Genomic DNA, 17,280 nt, shown 5'->3' on the forward strand with positions numbered 1-17,280 from the left:
TAAAGTATCTTTGCACTCAAAATATAGATTATGCTTAGAATTGGCGAAAATCATACGCTTAATATTGTAAGGGAAACCGAACCCGGGCTCTTTTTAACAGATGCTGAAGGGAATGAAGTTTTACTTCCAAATAAATATATTCCTGAAACTTTCGAAATTGGAGACGAGATAGATGTTTTTATTTACCTGGACCACGAAGAAAGACCGGTTGCCACTACATTAGAACCTTTGGTAAAGTTGGATGAATTCGCATTTCTAAAATGTGTAGAAACCACTGAATTTGGCGCTTTTCTAGATTGGGGTCTTGAAAAACACTTGTTTGTTCCGTTTAAAGAACAGGCTTACCCTATGAAAAAGGGCGGCCGTTATCTTATTTTTTGCTATTTAGATGAGGAAACCGATCGTTTGGTAGCTTCCAGTAAAGTACACGCATTTTTAGATAATTCTGAATTAACCATAGAGCCTTTTGAGGAAGTAGATCTTATAATAAGTAATAAAAGTGATTTAGGTTATAATGTGATTATTAATCAATTGCACTTAGGCTTGATCTATCACGACGATGTTTTTCAGGAAATAAACGTGGGTGATGAAATGCGCGGATTTATTACTAAAACACGTCCCGATGGTAAAATTGATGTGAGTTTACAAAGGCCCGGTTACAGAAGTATTGAGCCAAATGCAGATCTTATTCTCGATAAACTGAAGCAAAACGAAGGTTATCTAAACCTTACCGATAAATCTTCGCCTGAAGCAATTCACGGTCAATTGGGGATAAGCAAAAAGAGTTTTAAACGTGCTGCCGGAAATCTTTATAAGCAAAGAAAAATAGATATTAAAGACGACGGACTTTATCTTAAAGAGGAGGCTTAGTAATAATTCCCTCTTGGCACGTAATAAGAAGACCCATAATACATTCTGCGTTGGGTTTGCCTGTGTAACGCGTTTTGATAGATTCGCTGGTTTTGGTAATAAGGATTGGAGTTAAGCGCATCGTTATACACTTCATCATTATCTCTAATTCTGTAATTATTAGAAATCTCAAAAGCTTGAGTAGTTGTAGGTAAAGGCGTGCCAATATCTACGGTGCGTTTTTTCATATTGCGTTGCTGCTCTAGAATCCCAACCATATCTACCGTAGTACGTTTATTTTCGTCTACATTTAGAAAATCTCCACTGGGGAGATCAAAACTTCCTTTAAAAAATTGCTGGCCAAAACTAAGGTCGCTCCAGGCCGGATCAATACTGTAATTACTAATTTCAAAGTCAGCCATATCCCAATATTCCTGGGCAGAAACAGGAGTTATTATTAACAAGAATAAGCTTATAAACAGGAGACGAAATTTCATTATCAGGGCTTTTGTTTTTAATATAGCAAAAACAATGCAAATCTATTTGTAGTACAAAGATATTAAGATAAATTGAAAAGCTTATTTTTGAGTAAAATAAAGACTTATGAGTGAAATTAACTGGAAAATTGCAAAAGAATACGAAGATCTAACTTATAAAAAATCTAATGGTGTAGCGCGAATCGCCTTTAACCGACCAGATGTTCGGAATGCATTTAGGCCTAAAACTACGTCAGAACTTTTAGATGCCTTTCACGATGCTCATGAAGATACCTCAATTGGTTGTGTTTTACTTTCTGCAGAGGGGCCATCAACTAAGGATGGGAAATGGGCGTTTTGTAGCGGTGGCGATCAAAAAGCCCGCGGTCGCCAGGGTTATGTTGGCGAAGACGGTTATCACCGATTAAATATTTTAGAAGTTCAGCGTTTAATTCGGTTTATGCCTAAAGCCGTAATTTGTGTGGTACCAGGCTGGGCTGTAGGCGGTGGTCATAGTTTACACGTAGTTTGTGACCTTACGCTTGCCAGTAAAGAACATGCTATTTTTAAACAAACAGATGCCGATGTAACCAGTTTTGATGCCGGTTATGGCTCAGCTTATTTAGCTAAAATGGTAGGGCAGAAGAGAGCAAGAGAAATCTTTTTCCTCGGAAGAAATTATTCGGCACAGGAAGCTTACGAAATGGGCATGGTAAACGCAGTAATTCCGCATGATGAATTGGAAGATACCGCTTATGAATGGGCCCAAGAAATTATGGCTAAATCCCCAACTTCTATAAAAATGTTGAAGTACGCCATGAACATGACCGATGACGGAATGGTTGGTCAGCAGGTTTTTGCCGGAGAAGTTACCCGCCTCGCTTATATGACCGATGAAGCTAAAGAAGGGCGTGATGCCTTTCTAGAAAAGAGAAAACCAAATTTTGATAAAAAATGGATCCCATAGCCAAAGATTTTAGCAACGAGCAGCTTGATTTAGCTTCCTTACCAAAATATGAGTCGGTGGCTTTTTCTTCAGTTTCGTCTAAATATCTTATAAAAATGAATATTCAGACGGGCATTTTAATGCTCGTCTTGTTTATTATGCTTGGTGTTTTGTGGTTTTTTCAACTAAATCAATTACAAACAGGTATTATCTTAGTCCTTATTTCAGCAGCTTTTATATTTAGGTTCTGGAATAATTATAAATTGCTACACAGCCTGGGTTATGCTGTAAGAGATAAAGATGTGGTTTACAAAAGAGGTTTTATCTTCAATAAAACAACAATAATTCCATTTAATAGGGTGCAGCACGCCTCGATTTCAAGAGGAGTTTGGGATAAGCTTTTAGGTATTTCCAGTCTAAACATTTTTACCGCGGGTGGAAGTGGTAGCGATATCACTATTCCCGGTTTAGATCCTGAAATGGCAGTGCGATTAAAAGAAGCCATTGCGGTTAAGATCTCAAAAGATGAATTCTAAAGCATACGACAGCGCTCAACGTCAATCTATAGCAGGAATTCTACTCATCTTTGTTTCCAGCTTATATAAACTGGTTAAGATATTTTGGGCTATGGGTGCTTACTTATTATTGAGTGGCCCCAGCAAAAGTACTTTAATTTATACAGCCATAGGCCTGGTGGTAGTGACGGGATTAACTTTAATCTACAGTTACGTCTATTACCTTAAATTCATTTTTTATATTGATTATGAGCGGGAGGAATTCGTATTGGAAAAAGGAATTTTTTCTACTGAAAATTCAGCGATTCCTTTTGATAAGATTCAGCAGGTTTATTTTAAGCGGTCTATCCTTCAGCGGGTAATCAATGTCTATAGCCTGGTGATAGATACCGCCGGAAGTAACCAAAAAGAAGTAGAAATAAAAGCTATTTCAGAAAATGATGCTAATAGACTTTCAGAAATTCTTTTAAAAGCTAAATCTAAAAAAGTTGAAGAAGATCAAATAGAAGAAGAATGGGTAAAGGTCGAAGGTCCTGAAGTCTGGACGCATAAAGTTGATATTCTTACCCTGCTTAAAATTGGAATAAGTACAAATTACCTGCGCGGTTTATCTCTTGTTTTTGCTTTTGTGGTAAGTATTTACAACAGGATAAATACTTATTTTAAAGACAGGATTGAGGATGTTGAAGTTTATTTTAGTCAATTCTCAGGAGTACTGCAGTCCATTGGATATTTAGTGCTGCTTTTTGTAGTACTTTTATTGCTAAGTATTACCATTACAATTGTTGAAGTTTTTATAAAGTATTATGGCTTAAAAATTCAGCAAACTAAAGACAAACTGGAAGTGGAAATGGGATTAAGGACCAATACCAAGGTGTCGCTTCAACCCAGAAGACTTCAGTTAATGCGAATTAGCACGAATCCGGTTCAAAAACGTTTTAATCTATATGAAGCTCAAATATCCTTATCCAGCAGCGAAAATGAACTTCAGAAAAACAAAATAAAGATTCCCGGCTTAGGAAAGGAAATTGTAAAAAAGATAAAGTCTTTTCTATACAGCGAATCTTCAGAAGCTCAATTTAGAACTACTTTTAGTCCAGATAAACTATTACTCTTCCGCAAAATTTCACTGGCAATGGTCCCTGCATTGATTTTCCTGGCTGCTTGGTATTTTACTGCTTTAGTAAGCTTACAATTGTGGGCGGTTTTAGTTTTAGCTGGGTTATACGTTTTCGTCGCAATAGCCGTACAAATACTCTCTTTTAAGGCTCGAAAATTAATATTTACAGAAGATTTTTTACAAAAGAAAAGAGGTTTGTGGAATAAAACCGAAGAAACCCTTGAGTTATTCAAAATTCAATCTATAAGTGTGAAGCAACCAATTTGGTATCGCAGACGAAATTTAGTGAATATAGTTTTTCATACCGCGGGAGGTGATCTTAAGTTTTACGCGGTTAGCAATGATATTTTACTGTATATAAATTATGTCTTGTACAAAGCGGAAGTTGGTAAGCGAAACTGGATGTAAAAGTCAAATTAAAACTTAATTCTCAAATAGTTTGTAAATGGCACGCAACCAAATATACTTTTCTGCATCTTATAAATAGTCACTTAAAACTGAGACTATGAAGATTTCAAACTGTTTTATCCTATTTTTATTTTGTATTACTCTTTTATCTTGTTCCACGAGTGATAATGATAGAGGTGAAATTACCGGCGAAAGTGGTATTAGTTACAATGATAGTAAAACAATGTGGAAGGAATTAAAAACACAGAATGAAGAAACCTATAGCTACACCGTGAGTTTTATTTCCTAATCGGGATTTGGCAGTAGAACTACCATTACTGTAAAAGATGGCCTTTTTAGCAAAAGAGAATATCTTTATTTTGAACAGGTACTTAACGCGGAAAGCGAACTGGAAGAAGTAGAAATTGAATCATACACAGAAACCGGAGAGGAAATCGGTAGTCACTCTGAAGGTTTTGATCCTTTGCTTATAGATGAATTATATGAAACCTGCATTTCAGAATATTTAAGGGTGAATAACGGTGAGAATGATGTTTACTTTAATACAAACGATGCCGGAATTATTTCTAATTGCGGTTTTGTTGAAAAAGGCTGTGTAGACGATTGTTTTATCGGCTTTAGAATCAGTGAATTTCAATGGCTTTAAACCTTGAATACAAGGTTCATCCTGAATTTATTTCAGGATCTATTATGTGAGAAAATCAAGAAATAAAAAATCCCCAATCTAAAGCTAGATCGGGGATTTATATTTTAAACATTCAATAAGATTTATCTTATCGCCGGATATTCCTCAGGATTAACCTCGTTAAAAATCGAGTAAACCTTTTCAAAAATATCTTCTGCTGAAGGTTTGCTGAAGTAATCCCCATCGGTTCCGTAAGCGGGACGATGTTCCTTAGCGGTTAGTGTTTGTGGCTTACTGTCAAGGTATCTCCAGGCGTTTTGTTCGTTTAAAACCTTATCCAGAATAAATGCAGAAGCTCCACCCGGAACATCTTCGTCTATAACCAGAAGTCGGTTGGTTTTCTCTACACTTTTTACGATATCGTGATCCAGATCAAACGGAAGTAAAGATTGTACGTCAATTACTTCAGCATTAATGCCGAATTCACTTAATTCCTCTGCAGTTTGAGCTACAATTCTTAAAGTAGAACCGTAAGAAATCAAGGTGATATCGCTTCCTTTCCGTACTGTTTCAACTTTTCCTATTGGCGTTCTAAGTTTAGGCAGGTTACTTGGTTTTTTCTCTTTTAAACGATAGCCATTTAAGCATTCTACTAATAATGCAGGGGTATCCTGTTCTAATAAAGTATTATAGAATCCTGCAGCTTTAGTCATGTTTCTAGGTACAAGTACATACATACCTCGTACGAGATTTAAGATTCCGCCCATTTGCGAACCACTATGCCAGATTCCTTCTAAACGGTGGCCACGAGTTCTTATAATTAGCGGCGCTTTTTGTTTTCCTTTAGTTCTATACTGAAGGGTAGCAAGATCATCACTCATTCCCTGTATAGCGTACATCACGTAATCAAGATATTGAATCTCGGCAATAGGCCTTAGTCCTCTCATTGCCATTCCAATTCCCTGGCCAAGAATAGTAGCTTCGCGAATACCAACATCGGCTACACGTAGTTTTCCATATTTATCCTGAAGTCCTTCCAATCCCTGGTTTACATCCCCAATTTCACCGGCATCCTCTCCAAAAATTAAGGTTTCAGGTTTATTTCCGAATATTTGATCGAAATTATCACGCAAAATAATTCTTCCATCTACTTCAGCCGAATCTTCATTGTATTCTGGTAAAACTTCGACCTCCAGACCATTAGATTCTATATGTAAATGGCTGTTATAATCATTAGCCATATCTTTGTCAAAATCATTTAGCCAATCAATAAGCTTAGATTTTTCTTCAGAATCTTCTTTTCTAATCGCTCTTAAAGCTTTTCTTGCCGTAATAGCCAGATCTTTTTTAAGAGGCTCTTTATTTCCATTTAATTCTTTAGCCAATTTAACAACCGTTTCTTTTTCTTCGGTATTTTTAGCTAATTTAGAAAGTACAGAGAGTAGTTCTTTTTGCTTTGCTTTAGTAGGTTGCAGGTAATTATCCCAGGCAGCTTTTTTACCTTCCCTAACTTCGCGTTTTATTTCTTTTTCAATTTCTTCCAGCTCCGCATCGGTACTAATATTATTTTCAATAATCCATTCCCTAAGCTTCACATTACAGTCGTACTCACGTTCCCAGGACAAACGTTTTTCATCTTTGTAACGTTCGTGAGATCCAGAAGTGGAGTGCCCTTGAGGTTGCGTGAGTTCTACCACGTGAATAAGAACCGGGCAATGTTCTTTTCTAGCTATTTTTTCAGCTTTTTCATAAGCTTCAATCAAGGCTACATAATCCCAGCCATTAACTACAATGATCTCGTAACCTTTGTTTTCTTCATCTCTCTGGAAACCTTTTACGATCTCAGAAATACTTTCTTTAGTAGTTTGATGCTCTGCGTGAACCGAAATTCCATACTCGTCGTCCCATACACTTAGTACCATAGGTACCTGTAATACACCGGCGGCATTAAGGGTTTCCCAAAAATGACCTTCACTTGTACTGGCGTTACCAATGGTTCCCCAGGCGATCTCATTTCCGTCTTCTGAAAATTTTTCAGATGAAATTCCTTCTACGTTTCTATAAATTTTAGAAGCCTGTGCAAGGCCTAAAAGTCTTGGCATTTGGCCGGCGGTAGGAGAGATATCTGCACTGGAGTTTTTTTGTTCCATCAGGTTTTTCCAGCTACCATCTTCGTTAAGACTGTGTGTGGTAAAGTGACCTCCCATCTGTCTCCCGCCAGACATTGGTTCGTTTTCCAGGTTAGAATCTGCGTATAAACCGGCAAAGAAATGTTCTATGCTAAACTGATTAATGGCCATCATAAAAGTTTGATCACGATAGTAACCAGATCTAAAATCACCATTTTTAAAAGCTTTGGCCATTGCGAGTTGTGGCACTTCTTTTCCATCGCCAAAAATTCCGAATTTAGCTTTTCCGGTAAGAACTTCCCGTCTTCCCAAAAGGCTACATTCCCGGCTGGTAACGGCTATTTTGTAGTCTGCCATTACCTGGGCCTTGAAATCCTCAAATGAAATTGAATCTTTAATTTGTGTTTCGCTTTGCATGAACGTTATTTTGAATAATAACAAATGTAACGAAAACTTAGATTGTACACAATTCATTAAAATCAAAATATTTTAAGAAAAGTGTATTTTAAATTATTTTTATTGTTTTTACTGAAATGAAATCTTTAAAATACTGGGAATTACTGCGTTTTATGTAATTCAAGTGAGGAATGCTAAGAATTAGCTAACCAGATTAAAACTTTGTTAATACCACCGGCGGGTAAAAAGCTTGATCAATGTATTTATATCTAGAGAAACAATAAATCTTATTTTTTGATCATAATTTTCTTGAGCTACTTCCCAGCCTAAATTGGAATAAACAGGGAAAAACAGCTCAAAGTAATCGTCTACCAGGCTTAATCTAATCCCAGAATCATATAGAAATTGAGCGTTTTCGTGCTGGTTCTTTACCAGGCCTACATCGCCATAGACAAAAAACCATTTATAAAGATTGGTACTGCCATTTAAAGTAGTTAACCACTGGTTAGCATACTCGGGTTGTAATTGAGATTTAAAACCGCCTTCAGCAACAATTATTTGCTGGCTGAATAAACCCGAGCCCTGGCTTCTTCCGTAGTAATTATAATCGAAAAGATAATCTGTAGGCCTATCTAAGGCAAAACTGAAATAATCTGATTCCATATCATCACTGTACAGAAAAGTTCCCGTAAAAAAGCGCAGATTAATTTGACGGTTATTTCTAAACAGTTTTCTATACTCCAGGCTCATAGATATTTTACTGAACTTTTCTGCCAGTTGAAAATCGAAAGAAGCCGAGTAGTAATCTACTAAATGTGGTTTGCTGTAGCGGTAATTTATATTGAAAACATTATAATTAGGTTGCTCTAAATTTTGATTAGGGTCAATATCCCTTCTCACGTTTACATTCCTAATTAAAAGATTTTGGCGCTCGTTATCGCGTAAATATTTATTTCTGAAAGAAAAGTTTATAAAAGGAGTATATTTTTCATAGAACAAATTGTAACCATAAGAGTAACGCGTTCCTCCAATCCCGTAAGTGATGGCATAAAGCTCTTTATTTGCAAACTGGTGCTTATTTGTTACCGAAGCTGAACCAACTATAGTTTCACTATTAAAACCATATTTTGGCGAAATACTAAAATTAAAGGTCTTGGATAATACGGTTTTATTATACAATTTTGGCCCTATTGCAATTCCATCATACAAATTATAATTAAACTCGGGCATAAAGAATAATTGGGAATACCTGGGATCCTCAATATCCTGTAACAGTCTAAACTGAAGGGGTTTATTGAAAAGCTTAGTTACTGCTTTATAATTATCACGCTGATTAAATTCCGGTATTTTCTGCTCATAATTTAGTGCAAGCCGGTCTACATCCTGCCTGGCAATTTCTATAGTTTTTGTTTTATCTATATTTTCAACCCACCTTTTAAAAACTACTTCCCCATCTTTTAAACCATATAATGAAATAGGAAAATCATTTTTCTCTTTATTTTTTATGGTAACCCTAAGGGAATCCCGGCTTTTGTATAAGTTTTGAATAGTGAAATCTATCTTTTTATTTGAGCTTACATAATCCTTAAAAAACCAGGAAATATCTTTTGTAGCATATTTTCGCAAAATTTGCTCAAAATCTTCAGCCGAAGTTGGCTGCATTTTATGCTGAGAATAAAAATCTTTTACGGCTTCTTTTATCGTATCATTTCCGAGGTAATCTTCAACGTATTTTAAACCAACCCCTGCTTTGTAAGAATTTGCAATATTTTTGTTGAATTTCACCAGGGAATCCTGCGCTGAATTTAAAGGTTGGTCTAAGTTCATTCGCGCCATATTCATATAAAGAAACTGATATTGATCGTTAAATTCGAGATCTGCTGCGTGAAACCATCTTACCCCAATAATATCGCTGAGATTTCCCAGGAGTTTCATTTTAGGATAATAATCATTCACATAATCTATCATTAAAGAAACCAGGATCGCATCGTGCACCCATTGTTCTTTCCTGGGATTAATGTGTATAGAGTTTTCCAGTAAATAATTGGTGATAGTCTTAAATTGCTTAATATCATATTGAAAACCATCGGGAAAAGGACGAATAAAACCGGGTAACTGGTTTAAGCCATAAATTGGGCTGTTCAAATAGTCGTCGCGCGTCACAAAAATTTTCTGATGTGGATATTCACCTACTCGCTCCTGGTAATATTTTAGGATACGATTCAGTAAAATTCTTTTTATCTCTGGCTGAAGTTCATCGTCAGCCACATTGGTAATTATTTCGTGATCTTCGGTTGGTAAGGATTCAAAAATAAAAGAGTTAGTAAGGTAAAGTTTACTGTCTAATTGATCTTTCCCTGAAAGTTTAACCGTTTTTGCACCATTACTTGTGCTAACGCCTTTAAAGTTAAGAGCAGAGCCTACATAATATTGCGGTGGGGTTGTAAGTTCTATTTGTACATCGTAAAGGGCATTATACTGATCTCCCAAATTTTTATGACTGTAAACTTGCCATTCACCATTTTTGTAAACTCCTGGAGTGATGTACCAATACCTAAGTTTATAATTGTTATCTGAATCTACCCCGAAACGGGTAAATTTATCTATAGGAATTTTAACCTGGTAATTAAGATTTATTGTAAAGCTCTGGCCGGGAAGTAAAGGTTGGTAAAGTTTGACCCTAATAAGATCCTGGGCATTTTCAGGTCGATCCCATATTAAGCTGTCATTTTTAGAATTCGTGATACTCTCAATATAGGTAGCCCCGCGTTCCTGCGGTTTGGCAAATCTAAATCGTCTTGCAAATTCTTCGGCAAAACGTTTTGCCAGTGGGGTGTTTTTTGCGCTAAAGGCATTAGCCCAATCATTAAGATAAATTTGGGTAAGCGTATCTTTGCTGGAGTTGGTATAGACCAATTCCTGCTCTATAGTAAAGATGTGTGTACTATCGTTTAAGTGAGCATTTAAGGAGATGGAGTTTTGCGCAAAACTCCATCCAATTCCCACAATAAAAAGTAAATAAAATAGATGAAATCTCAAGGGGGAAAATTTTTTAGCGTCACATAGAATTTGAGCTAAATATAATCAAACTTTTTATCCCTCCTTAAGAATTGATTAAAAGTTAGGACTAAGATTATATTCGCCGTAGAATTCGTTTAGAATTTCAATAACTTCATCTTCTGTATCTACTACCTGAACCAAATCCATATCTGGTGCGCTTATATTTTGAAAAGTATCCAGAAGGGTTTTTTGAACCCAATCTACCAAACCACTCCAAAATTCACTTCCCACCAATATAATAGGAAATTTATCTATTTTATGAGTTTGAATAAGGGTAATAGCCTCAAATAATTCATCTAAAGTTCCAAAGCCGCCGGGCATTACCACAAAGCCTTGAGAATATTTTACGAACATTACTTTTCTCACAAAGAAATAATCGAAATCCAGGCTTTTGTCGTTGTCTATATAAGGATTGTCATGTTGCTCGAAAGGTAAATCTATATTTAATCCTACAGAAGTTCCGCCACCAAGATGAGCACCTTTATTACCGGCTTCCATAATTCCAGGCCCTCCGCCCGTGATTACTCCATAACCGTTTTCCACGATCTTTTTGGAAATCTTTTCGGCCAGTTTATAATATTTTTGATCTGGTTTGGTCCTAGCTGAACCGAATATTGAAACACAAGGCCCAATTTGACTTAGCTTTTCGTAGCCGTTTACAAATTCGCCCATTATTTTAAAGATAGCCCAGGAATCGTTTGTTTTTATTTCATTCCAGGCTTTATTCTGAAGGTTAGTCCTCATATTATTTATTAGTATTGTTAGTGTAATTCTTTTTTAAGGAATTCAGCTGTATAACTTTTCTTCGATTTTGCCACTTCTTCGGGTGTGCCTTTAGCGATAACTTTTCCGCCATTTTTTCCACCTTCGGGACCAATATCGAATATGTAATCGGCCATTTTTATAACATCCATATTATGTTCTATAATAAGGACGGTATTTCCTTTATTGGTTAATTCATTTAAAACATCCATTAAAACCCGAATGTCTTCAAAGTGTAAACCGGTAGTTGGTTCGTCTAATATATAAAAAGTATTTCCGGTATCGCGCTTTGAAAGCTCTGTAGCCAGTTTAATACGTTGTGCTTCTCCACCAGAAAGCGTTGTACTTTGTTGGCCTAAAGTAACATAGCCTAAACCAACATCTTTAATAGTTTTTAATTTTCTATAGATCTTCGGAATTGGCTCAAAAAAGGTGGTCGCTTCATTAATCGTCATTTCCAAAACATCGGCTATAGATTTTCCTTTATACCGAATTTCTAAAGTTTCTCTATTGAAACGTTTTCCCTGGCAGGTCTCACATTCTACATACACATCGGGAAGGAAATTCATCTCTATAACTCTAAGTCCGCCACCTCTGCAGGTTTCACATCTTCCACCTTTAACATTGAAACTAAATCTTCCGGGTTTATACCCTCTGATAAGTGCTTCAGGTGTTTTTGCAAACAAGCTCCTAATTTCTGAAAATACGCCGGTATAAGTAGCCGGATTTGATCTTGGAGTTCTACCAATTGGCGTCTGATTAATATCTATCACCTTATCGGCATTATCCAGTCCCTTGATTGTTTTATAAGGTTTTGGTTCTTTTACCCCATTAAAATAATGCGCATTCATAATAGGGTAGAGGGTTTCATTAATTAAGGTAGACTTCCCACTTCCCGAAACGCCGGTAACTGCGATCATTTTTCCTAAAGGAATTTTAATAGAAACATTTTTGAGGTTATTTCCCGTAGCTCCTTTAAGCTCAATATTTTTTCCGTTTCCTTTTCTTCTTTCCTTCGGAATTTCAATTTCTTTCTTTCCGTTTAAATAAGATGCGGTAAGGGTATCGTGTTTTTTTAATTCTGAAGGTGGCCCCTCGCTAATAATTTCTCCACCGTGTTTTCCTGCTCTCGGGCCAATATCTATCACATAATCGGCGCGTTCTATCATGTCTTTATCGTGTTCAACCACAATAACAGAATTACCAATGTCTCGCAGAGAAATTAGCGAATTGATTAATTTTTCGTTGTCCCGCTGATGTAAACCAATACTTGGTTCATCTAAAATATAAAGAACGCCTACCAGTTGTGAACCAATTTGAGTCGCCAGGCGAATTCTTTGTGCTTCACCACCAGAAAGCGATTTAGAACCACGGTTAAGAGACAAATAGGTTAGCCCAACATCTACAAGAAAACCAATTCTTGTTCTTATTTCTTTAATAACTTCAGCTGCAATCTGATTTTGTTTCTCGCTTAGTTTTTTCTCTAAACCAACAAACCATTTAGCCAAATCTTCAATATCCATTAATGAAAGTTCGGCTATATTTTTGTCGTAAATTTTAAAATAGAGCGATTCCTTTCTGAGTCTTTTTCCTTCACAAACCGGGCAATCAACCTTGTCCATATATTCTTTGGCCCAACGCCTTAGTGAAGTAGAATCATTATTATTAAAAGTGGTTTCAATAAAAGTAGCCACGCCTTCAAAATTGATCTTGAACTCCCGATTTACACCTAGGCTTTTAGACTCTTTAGTAAAGGTTTCTTTTCCGCCGTGCAGAATAAACTTCATTGCAGCTTCGGGAATTTTAGAAACGGGATCTGTTAATTTAAAATCCCACCTTTCTGCAATTAATTCCAGTTGAGAAAACACCCAATTTTTCTTTTTGGGGCCGTGTGGAGCCAAAGCTCCATTTTTGATCGATTTAGAATAATCGGGAATAATTTTATCAATATTCACCTGGTATAATGTGCCAATACCGTTACAGCTGGGGCAGGCTCCTTTCGGGGAATTAAATGAAAATGTGTTAGGTTCTGGGTTTGGATAGGAAATTCCGGTAGTAGGACACATCAAGTTCCGACTAAAATAACGCACCTTTTCGGTTTCCTGGTCTAAGATCATAAGAGTATCACTACCATGGTACATCGCGGTTTTTATGCTCTCATCCAGGCGCTTTTGTGCATCGGTTTTATCGTCAATTTTTAACCTATCAATTACAATTTCAATATCGTGGGTTTTGTAACGATCTAATTTCATACCTTTTACAAGGTCACGAACTTCGCCGTCTACACGAGCTTTCAAAAAACCCTGCTTGGCTATTTGCTCAAATAATTCACGATAATGCCCTTTTCTGGATTTAATAACTGGAGCGAGCACGCTCACTTTTTTTCCTTTAAAATCTTTTAAAATAAGATCTTTTATCTGGCTGTCGGTATAGCTAACCATTTTCTCACCGGTCTCATAACTATAAGCATCACCGGCACGAGCAAAAAGAAGACGTAGGAAATCGTAAATTTCGGTAATAGTGCCGACCGTACTTCTAGGATTTTTACTGGTGGTTTTTTGTTCTATAGCAATAACAGGGGAGAGGCCTTCAATTTTATCTACATCGGGACGCTCCAGACCACCCAAAAATTGCCGGGCATAAGCAGAGAATGTTTCAATATAACGCCGTTGGCCTTCAGCATAAATAGTATCAAAAGCCAGGGAAGACTTTCCAGATCCTGATAGACCGGTAATCACAACCAGTTTCTCTCTGGGAATATTAACATCTATATTTTTAAGATTATGGACGCGAGCCCCTAATACTTCTATAAATTCTTCGGTTTTAGCCATATTTTTTATCAAGGGGGCAAAGGTACTTAAAGTGTTGCTAACTAAAAAGAAAGCAAGTTTCTGCTAATGTTAATTATGGTTTAAAATTGAAAATAGGAGTTAGGGTCATCCTTTGAGATAGATAGGATTGCAATTAATATAATTTTGTAAGGTTTTAAAAATCACTTCAGCTTTATCGAGTTTGTTATTCCTTTTATCCTTTAATTATTCTACTGGTTGTCAGTATAATATTACTTTATTTTTTTGCAGGAATTAAGGATATTCCCCTATATTTGATAGACCAAATCTTCTTAATTTATATTTTCCACCCCCCGGAAACTTAAAACCTGCTATGTTAGGTAATTTTAAAGCCCTATCAATTTTGCCCCTTTTATTTTTTTGCACCCCAAGCGAGATTTAAAATATTCAGATGTTTACATCTGTATGTTTTGAATGTATCTATTGAATGTCTTGTGGACTTGCTCCACGTATTAACTAACTGGCATAATAGCCGCAAAATTGATGTAGTATGATTACGGATAAAAAGCAATTATTGCTTATCACGAATAAGCAAAGTATGGTAGACTGCGTACAGGAGGGGGTAAGTATGCACTTTGAGCTAACACAGGCTAATTCTTTACACACTGGCTTTAACATAGCCCTTAATTTGTTACCTGATGTAATTCTTTTAGATTATTCTTCTTTTAGATCGGGTAGAAACTTTAAGAATATCGCCAATTTTAAATCTAATCATTTTCTTACAAAAGCCTGGCTCGTGGTTTACGCTGAAGAACGTTTTAGGGCTGAAGCGGAAAGCAGGTTCCGAAAAGTGGTAGACGAGTTTATTTATTCACCAACGATAGAAGCTCTTTGCGGAAAAATCATAAAAATGGTTTATAGCAATCGTTCCCTTTCTAATTTTTGGAAAGACGCTTTTATGGGAATGTTTAATCTTATTTCAAAACCAGTTTTATTACTTGATCAAAATGAAATCGTGGCAATGAATGATGCTTTTAAACAAAGTTTTAGAGTAAGAAATAGTAAGGGTTTAAAACTCACTGATTTTGTTAAATGCGAAAACGTGCAAAAAGTAAAAGATAGTTTACGAAATTTTGCAAGAGGTAAACATATTAAAGCTGCGACAAAAACTACCTTATTATTAAGAAATGATAAGCTAAGAAATGCGCGTATCAATTTTTCTAAGTTGAATAAGAATTTTGGACACCAATTTGTCATGTTTATAGATTTTGTTGAAAAAAATGAAGAAATTAATGATGGCATTGGTACTTCCTCTGAAGAGGTAGAAAATTGCTTCAAGCAGAATAGCCAACTAACAGAATTTAAATTTACGAATAGGGAGAAAGAGATTATTGAACTTCTAATAAAAGGCTATAAAACTAAAGACATCTCTGAAGCTTTATTTATTTCCCCAAAAACAATAGAAAAACATCGTTCAAATATTATAAAGCGCACAAACTCTGATACTATATTAGAAAGTATCATTTATGCAATAAGTCATGATCTCATAGATTATCAAAAAGTGCAGTAACTTCTACTTTAGGTTGAAAATAGGAGAAAACCCCCATAGCTTTATAGGAAAGAATTGACCTACATTTATACTAGAAATTTTATCGAAAAGTAGTCACCCCACTTCTCTACTTTTTATGCCCCCAATCTTACTTTAATCTTGTTCTTGAATGCAATTATTCTAGAAATAGAACCGTGTATATATATTATTAACCATTCTTAAATATTATTAACTAAAAAACTTTAGAGTTATGAAAATTTTTAAAAATTACTTTATGGGTGTTGCGATAGTAGCGATGCTTTTTGCTTCCTGTAGCAAAGATGAAAATGCTGGTGAGCCCAAAGTAGGTGATGAGATGGCTACTATTTCATTGGGAGCGGTTCTAAATGATTTTATCAGAAATCAGGATGTATCGAAACAAAGTATACCTGAATGTTCTGATGACGCACCAATGTATGCAAGAGTAGTACTTACGCATGAGCTCGGAGAAGAAGATGTAGTAGTTCCTATCAACTTTGATGGTACTACTTATTTTACCGATTATGATGAGGATTTAGCAATTCCTATTCCTGCGGGAGAAACCACCACTGCTGTTAGTCTAACCGATTTCTGGGTGTATTCCGAAGAACCAGGGGACACAACCTTGCCAATTTGGGTAGCACCAAAAGAAGGAAGTGATTATGAAAACTTTGTAAACGATCCTCTTCCAATTAATTTTGATCTTAGAGCTGGCTCAAAGAAATACGTAGATGTAGAAGTATTATGTTTTGATGATAGAGATGTAAACTTATACGGATATCAATTCTTTGATCTTGTACCAATCCCGCTGATTAAATTTTGTTTATTCGGAAACTTCTGTCCTTCAGAAGATGGAAGACACTATGTAGCCGGTTATACAGTAAATGTATGGATGGGCTCAGAAGCAGTTGGAGATCCAATTTACACTGAATCTAATACTGTAGAAGAAGATGAAACTACTGGCGATTATTATTCAGATCCATTATGTTTCTGGTTACCTGATACAGCCGAAACTGATACTTACTATTTCCAGATTACTCTGAATAATACCGACGAGTATAGTTCAGATGATGCCGGAGAAGTTATTCTTGCAGGTGCAATTACAGATGATGAAATCAAAATGTTCTATAGTGAGGACGATGATTCAACTATGGATTACTACCACTTTAACTATGGATGTGGAAATGATAACCCTCCACCATTTGATGACCCAAGAACAGAAGCTAAACGTTATAAGGCTTGTTTAAAGAATTTAGGTGATTCAAATGCTGTAGGATTTGCATATCTGAAATTACAAGGTAATCAATTAACTGCTACTACTGCAGCTACTGAACTTACTCCAGGAGATGTGCCACAACACATTCATGAAAATGCAACCTGTGCAGATTATGGTTCGCCAATTTGGGACCTTGATTACACAGGAGATGTATGGCCAGAAGCAGACGCAGCTGGAAACTTATTCTATACCAGGACTTTTACTTTAACTCCTGCTCAGGTAGCAGCTGCTAATTTAGATCTAAGAACTGCAGTTTTGCATGAGGCAGATATGACACCACTTGCTTGTGGTGAGTTTGAAGAATATTAAAACACCCTAAAGGTGTCCCATCCTGGGACACCTTTTTTAAGTTTTAATTTTTT

At 36.1% G+C, this 17,280-nt stretch carries 13 protein-coding genes; 8 read left to right on the plus strand and 5 right to left on the minus strand.

All coding sequences use genetic code 11. The features are described 5' to 3' along the window. Positions 1–30: 30 nt before the first annotated feature. Positions 31–870 carry a CvfB family protein gene (locus B5440_RS00430; RefSeq protein ID WP_070052583.1) on the plus strand — a complete coding sequence of 280 codons (840 nt, stop codon included), beginning with the start codon at positions 31–33 and terminating at the stop codon, positions 868–870. Here B5440_RS00430 and B5440_RS00435 read toward each other — a convergent pair. Then, positions 867–1,346, minus strand: coding sequence for a hypothetical protein (locus B5440_RS00435; RefSeq protein ID WP_070052582.1), 480 nt, complete (start codon positions 1,344–1,346; stop codon positions 867–869). The two genes, B5440_RS00430 and B5440_RS00435, sit on opposite strands and share 4 nt — an antisense overlap. A 106-nt stretch (positions 1,347–1,452) precedes the next feature. Here B5440_RS00435 and B5440_RS00440 point away from each other — a divergent pair, with 106 nt between their 5' ends. The 5 genes from B5440_RS00440 (at position 1,453) to B5440_RS00460 (ending at position 4,960) form a co-directional block, all read left to right on the plus strand. Continuing rightward, a complete protein-coding gene (locus B5440_RS00440; RefSeq protein WP_070052581.1) occupies positions 1,453–2,292 on the plus strand; it encodes a 1,4-dihydroxy-2-naphthoyl-CoA synthase in 840 nt (279 codons plus the stop codon). After that, entirely contained in the window at positions 2,280–2,807 is a 528-nt protein-coding gene (locus B5440_RS00445; RefSeq protein WP_070052580.1) for a PH domain-containing protein, read from the plus strand. The genes B5440_RS00440 and B5440_RS00445 overlap by 13 nt, the downstream gene beginning before the upstream one ends. Then, positions 2,797–4,314 (plus strand): PH domain-containing protein, encoded by a 1,518-nt coding sequence (locus tag B5440_RS00450; protein WP_070052579.1) that lies wholly within the window; start codon positions 2,797–2,799, stop codon positions 4,312–4,314. Before B5440_RS00445 ends, B5440_RS00450 begins: the two co-directional genes overlap by 11 nt. Before the next feature lie 97 nt (positions 4,315–4,411). Beyond that, positions 4,412–4,603 carry a hypothetical protein gene (locus tag B5440_RS00455; RefSeq protein WP_070052577.1) on the plus strand — a complete coding sequence of 64 codons (192 nt, stop codon included), beginning with the start codon at positions 4,412–4,414 and terminating at the stop codon, positions 4,601–4,603. Between the two features lie 174 nt (positions 4,604–4,777). Then, on the plus strand, positions 4,778–4,960 hold the full coding sequence (locus tag B5440_RS00460) for a hypothetical protein (protein ID WP_070052575.1): 183 nt from the start codon (positions 4,778–4,780) through the stop codon (positions 4,958–4,960). 122 nt (positions 4,961–5,082) lie between these two features. Here the strand turns inward: B5440_RS00460 and B5440_RS00465 are convergent, their stop codons facing one another. The 4 genes from B5440_RS00465 to uvrA form a co-directional block, all read right to left on the minus strand. Continuing rightward, positions 5,083–7,485: an alpha-ketoacid dehydrogenase subunit alpha/beta gene (locus B5440_RS00465; protein ID WP_070052573.1), complete on the minus strand. Its 2,403-nt coding sequence runs from the start codon at positions 7,483–7,485 to the stop codon at positions 5,083–5,085. A 204-nt stretch (positions 7,486–7,689) separates the two neighbouring features. Continuing rightward, on the minus strand, positions 7,690–10,503 hold the full coding sequence (locus B5440_RS00470; protein WP_070052571.1) for a gluzincin family metallopeptidase: 2,814 nt from the start codon (positions 10,501–10,503) through the stop codon (positions 7,690–7,692). A 75-nt stretch (positions 10,504–10,578) separates the two neighbouring features. Next, on the minus strand, positions 10,579–11,268 hold the full coding sequence (locus B5440_RS00475) for an LOG family protein (RefSeq protein WP_057481602.1): 690 nt from the start codon (positions 11,266–11,268) through the stop codon (positions 10,579–10,581). A gap of 17 nt (positions 11,269–11,285) precedes the next feature. Beyond that, positions 11,286–14,117 (minus strand): excinuclease ABC subunit UvrA, encoded by a 2,832-nt coding sequence (gene uvrA / locus B5440_RS00480; protein WP_070052569.1) that lies wholly within the window; start codon positions 14,115–14,117, stop codon positions 11,286–11,288. Positions 14,118–14,625: 508 nt separating this feature from the next. On the opposite strand from uvrA, the gene B5440_RS00485 reads away from it, so the two are divergent. Both B5440_RS00485 and B5440_RS00490 read left to right on the plus strand, forming a co-directional pair. Then, positions 14,626–15,645, plus strand: coding sequence for a response regulator transcription factor (locus B5440_RS00485; protein ID WP_070052567.1), 1,020 nt, complete (start codon positions 14,626–14,628; stop codon positions 15,643–15,645). A gap of 229 nt (positions 15,646–15,874) precedes the next feature. Continuing rightward, positions 15,875–17,227, plus strand: coding sequence for a hypothetical protein (locus B5440_RS00490; protein WP_070052566.1), 1,353 nt, complete (start codon positions 15,875–15,877; stop codon positions 17,225–17,227). Positions 17,228–17,280 lie beyond the last annotated feature (53 nt).

It is taken from the genome of Salegentibacter salarius, from assembly GCF_900168265.1.
Classification (GTDB): Bacteria; Bacteroidota; Bacteroidia; order Flavobacteriales; family Flavobacteriaceae; genus Salegentibacter; species Salegentibacter salarius.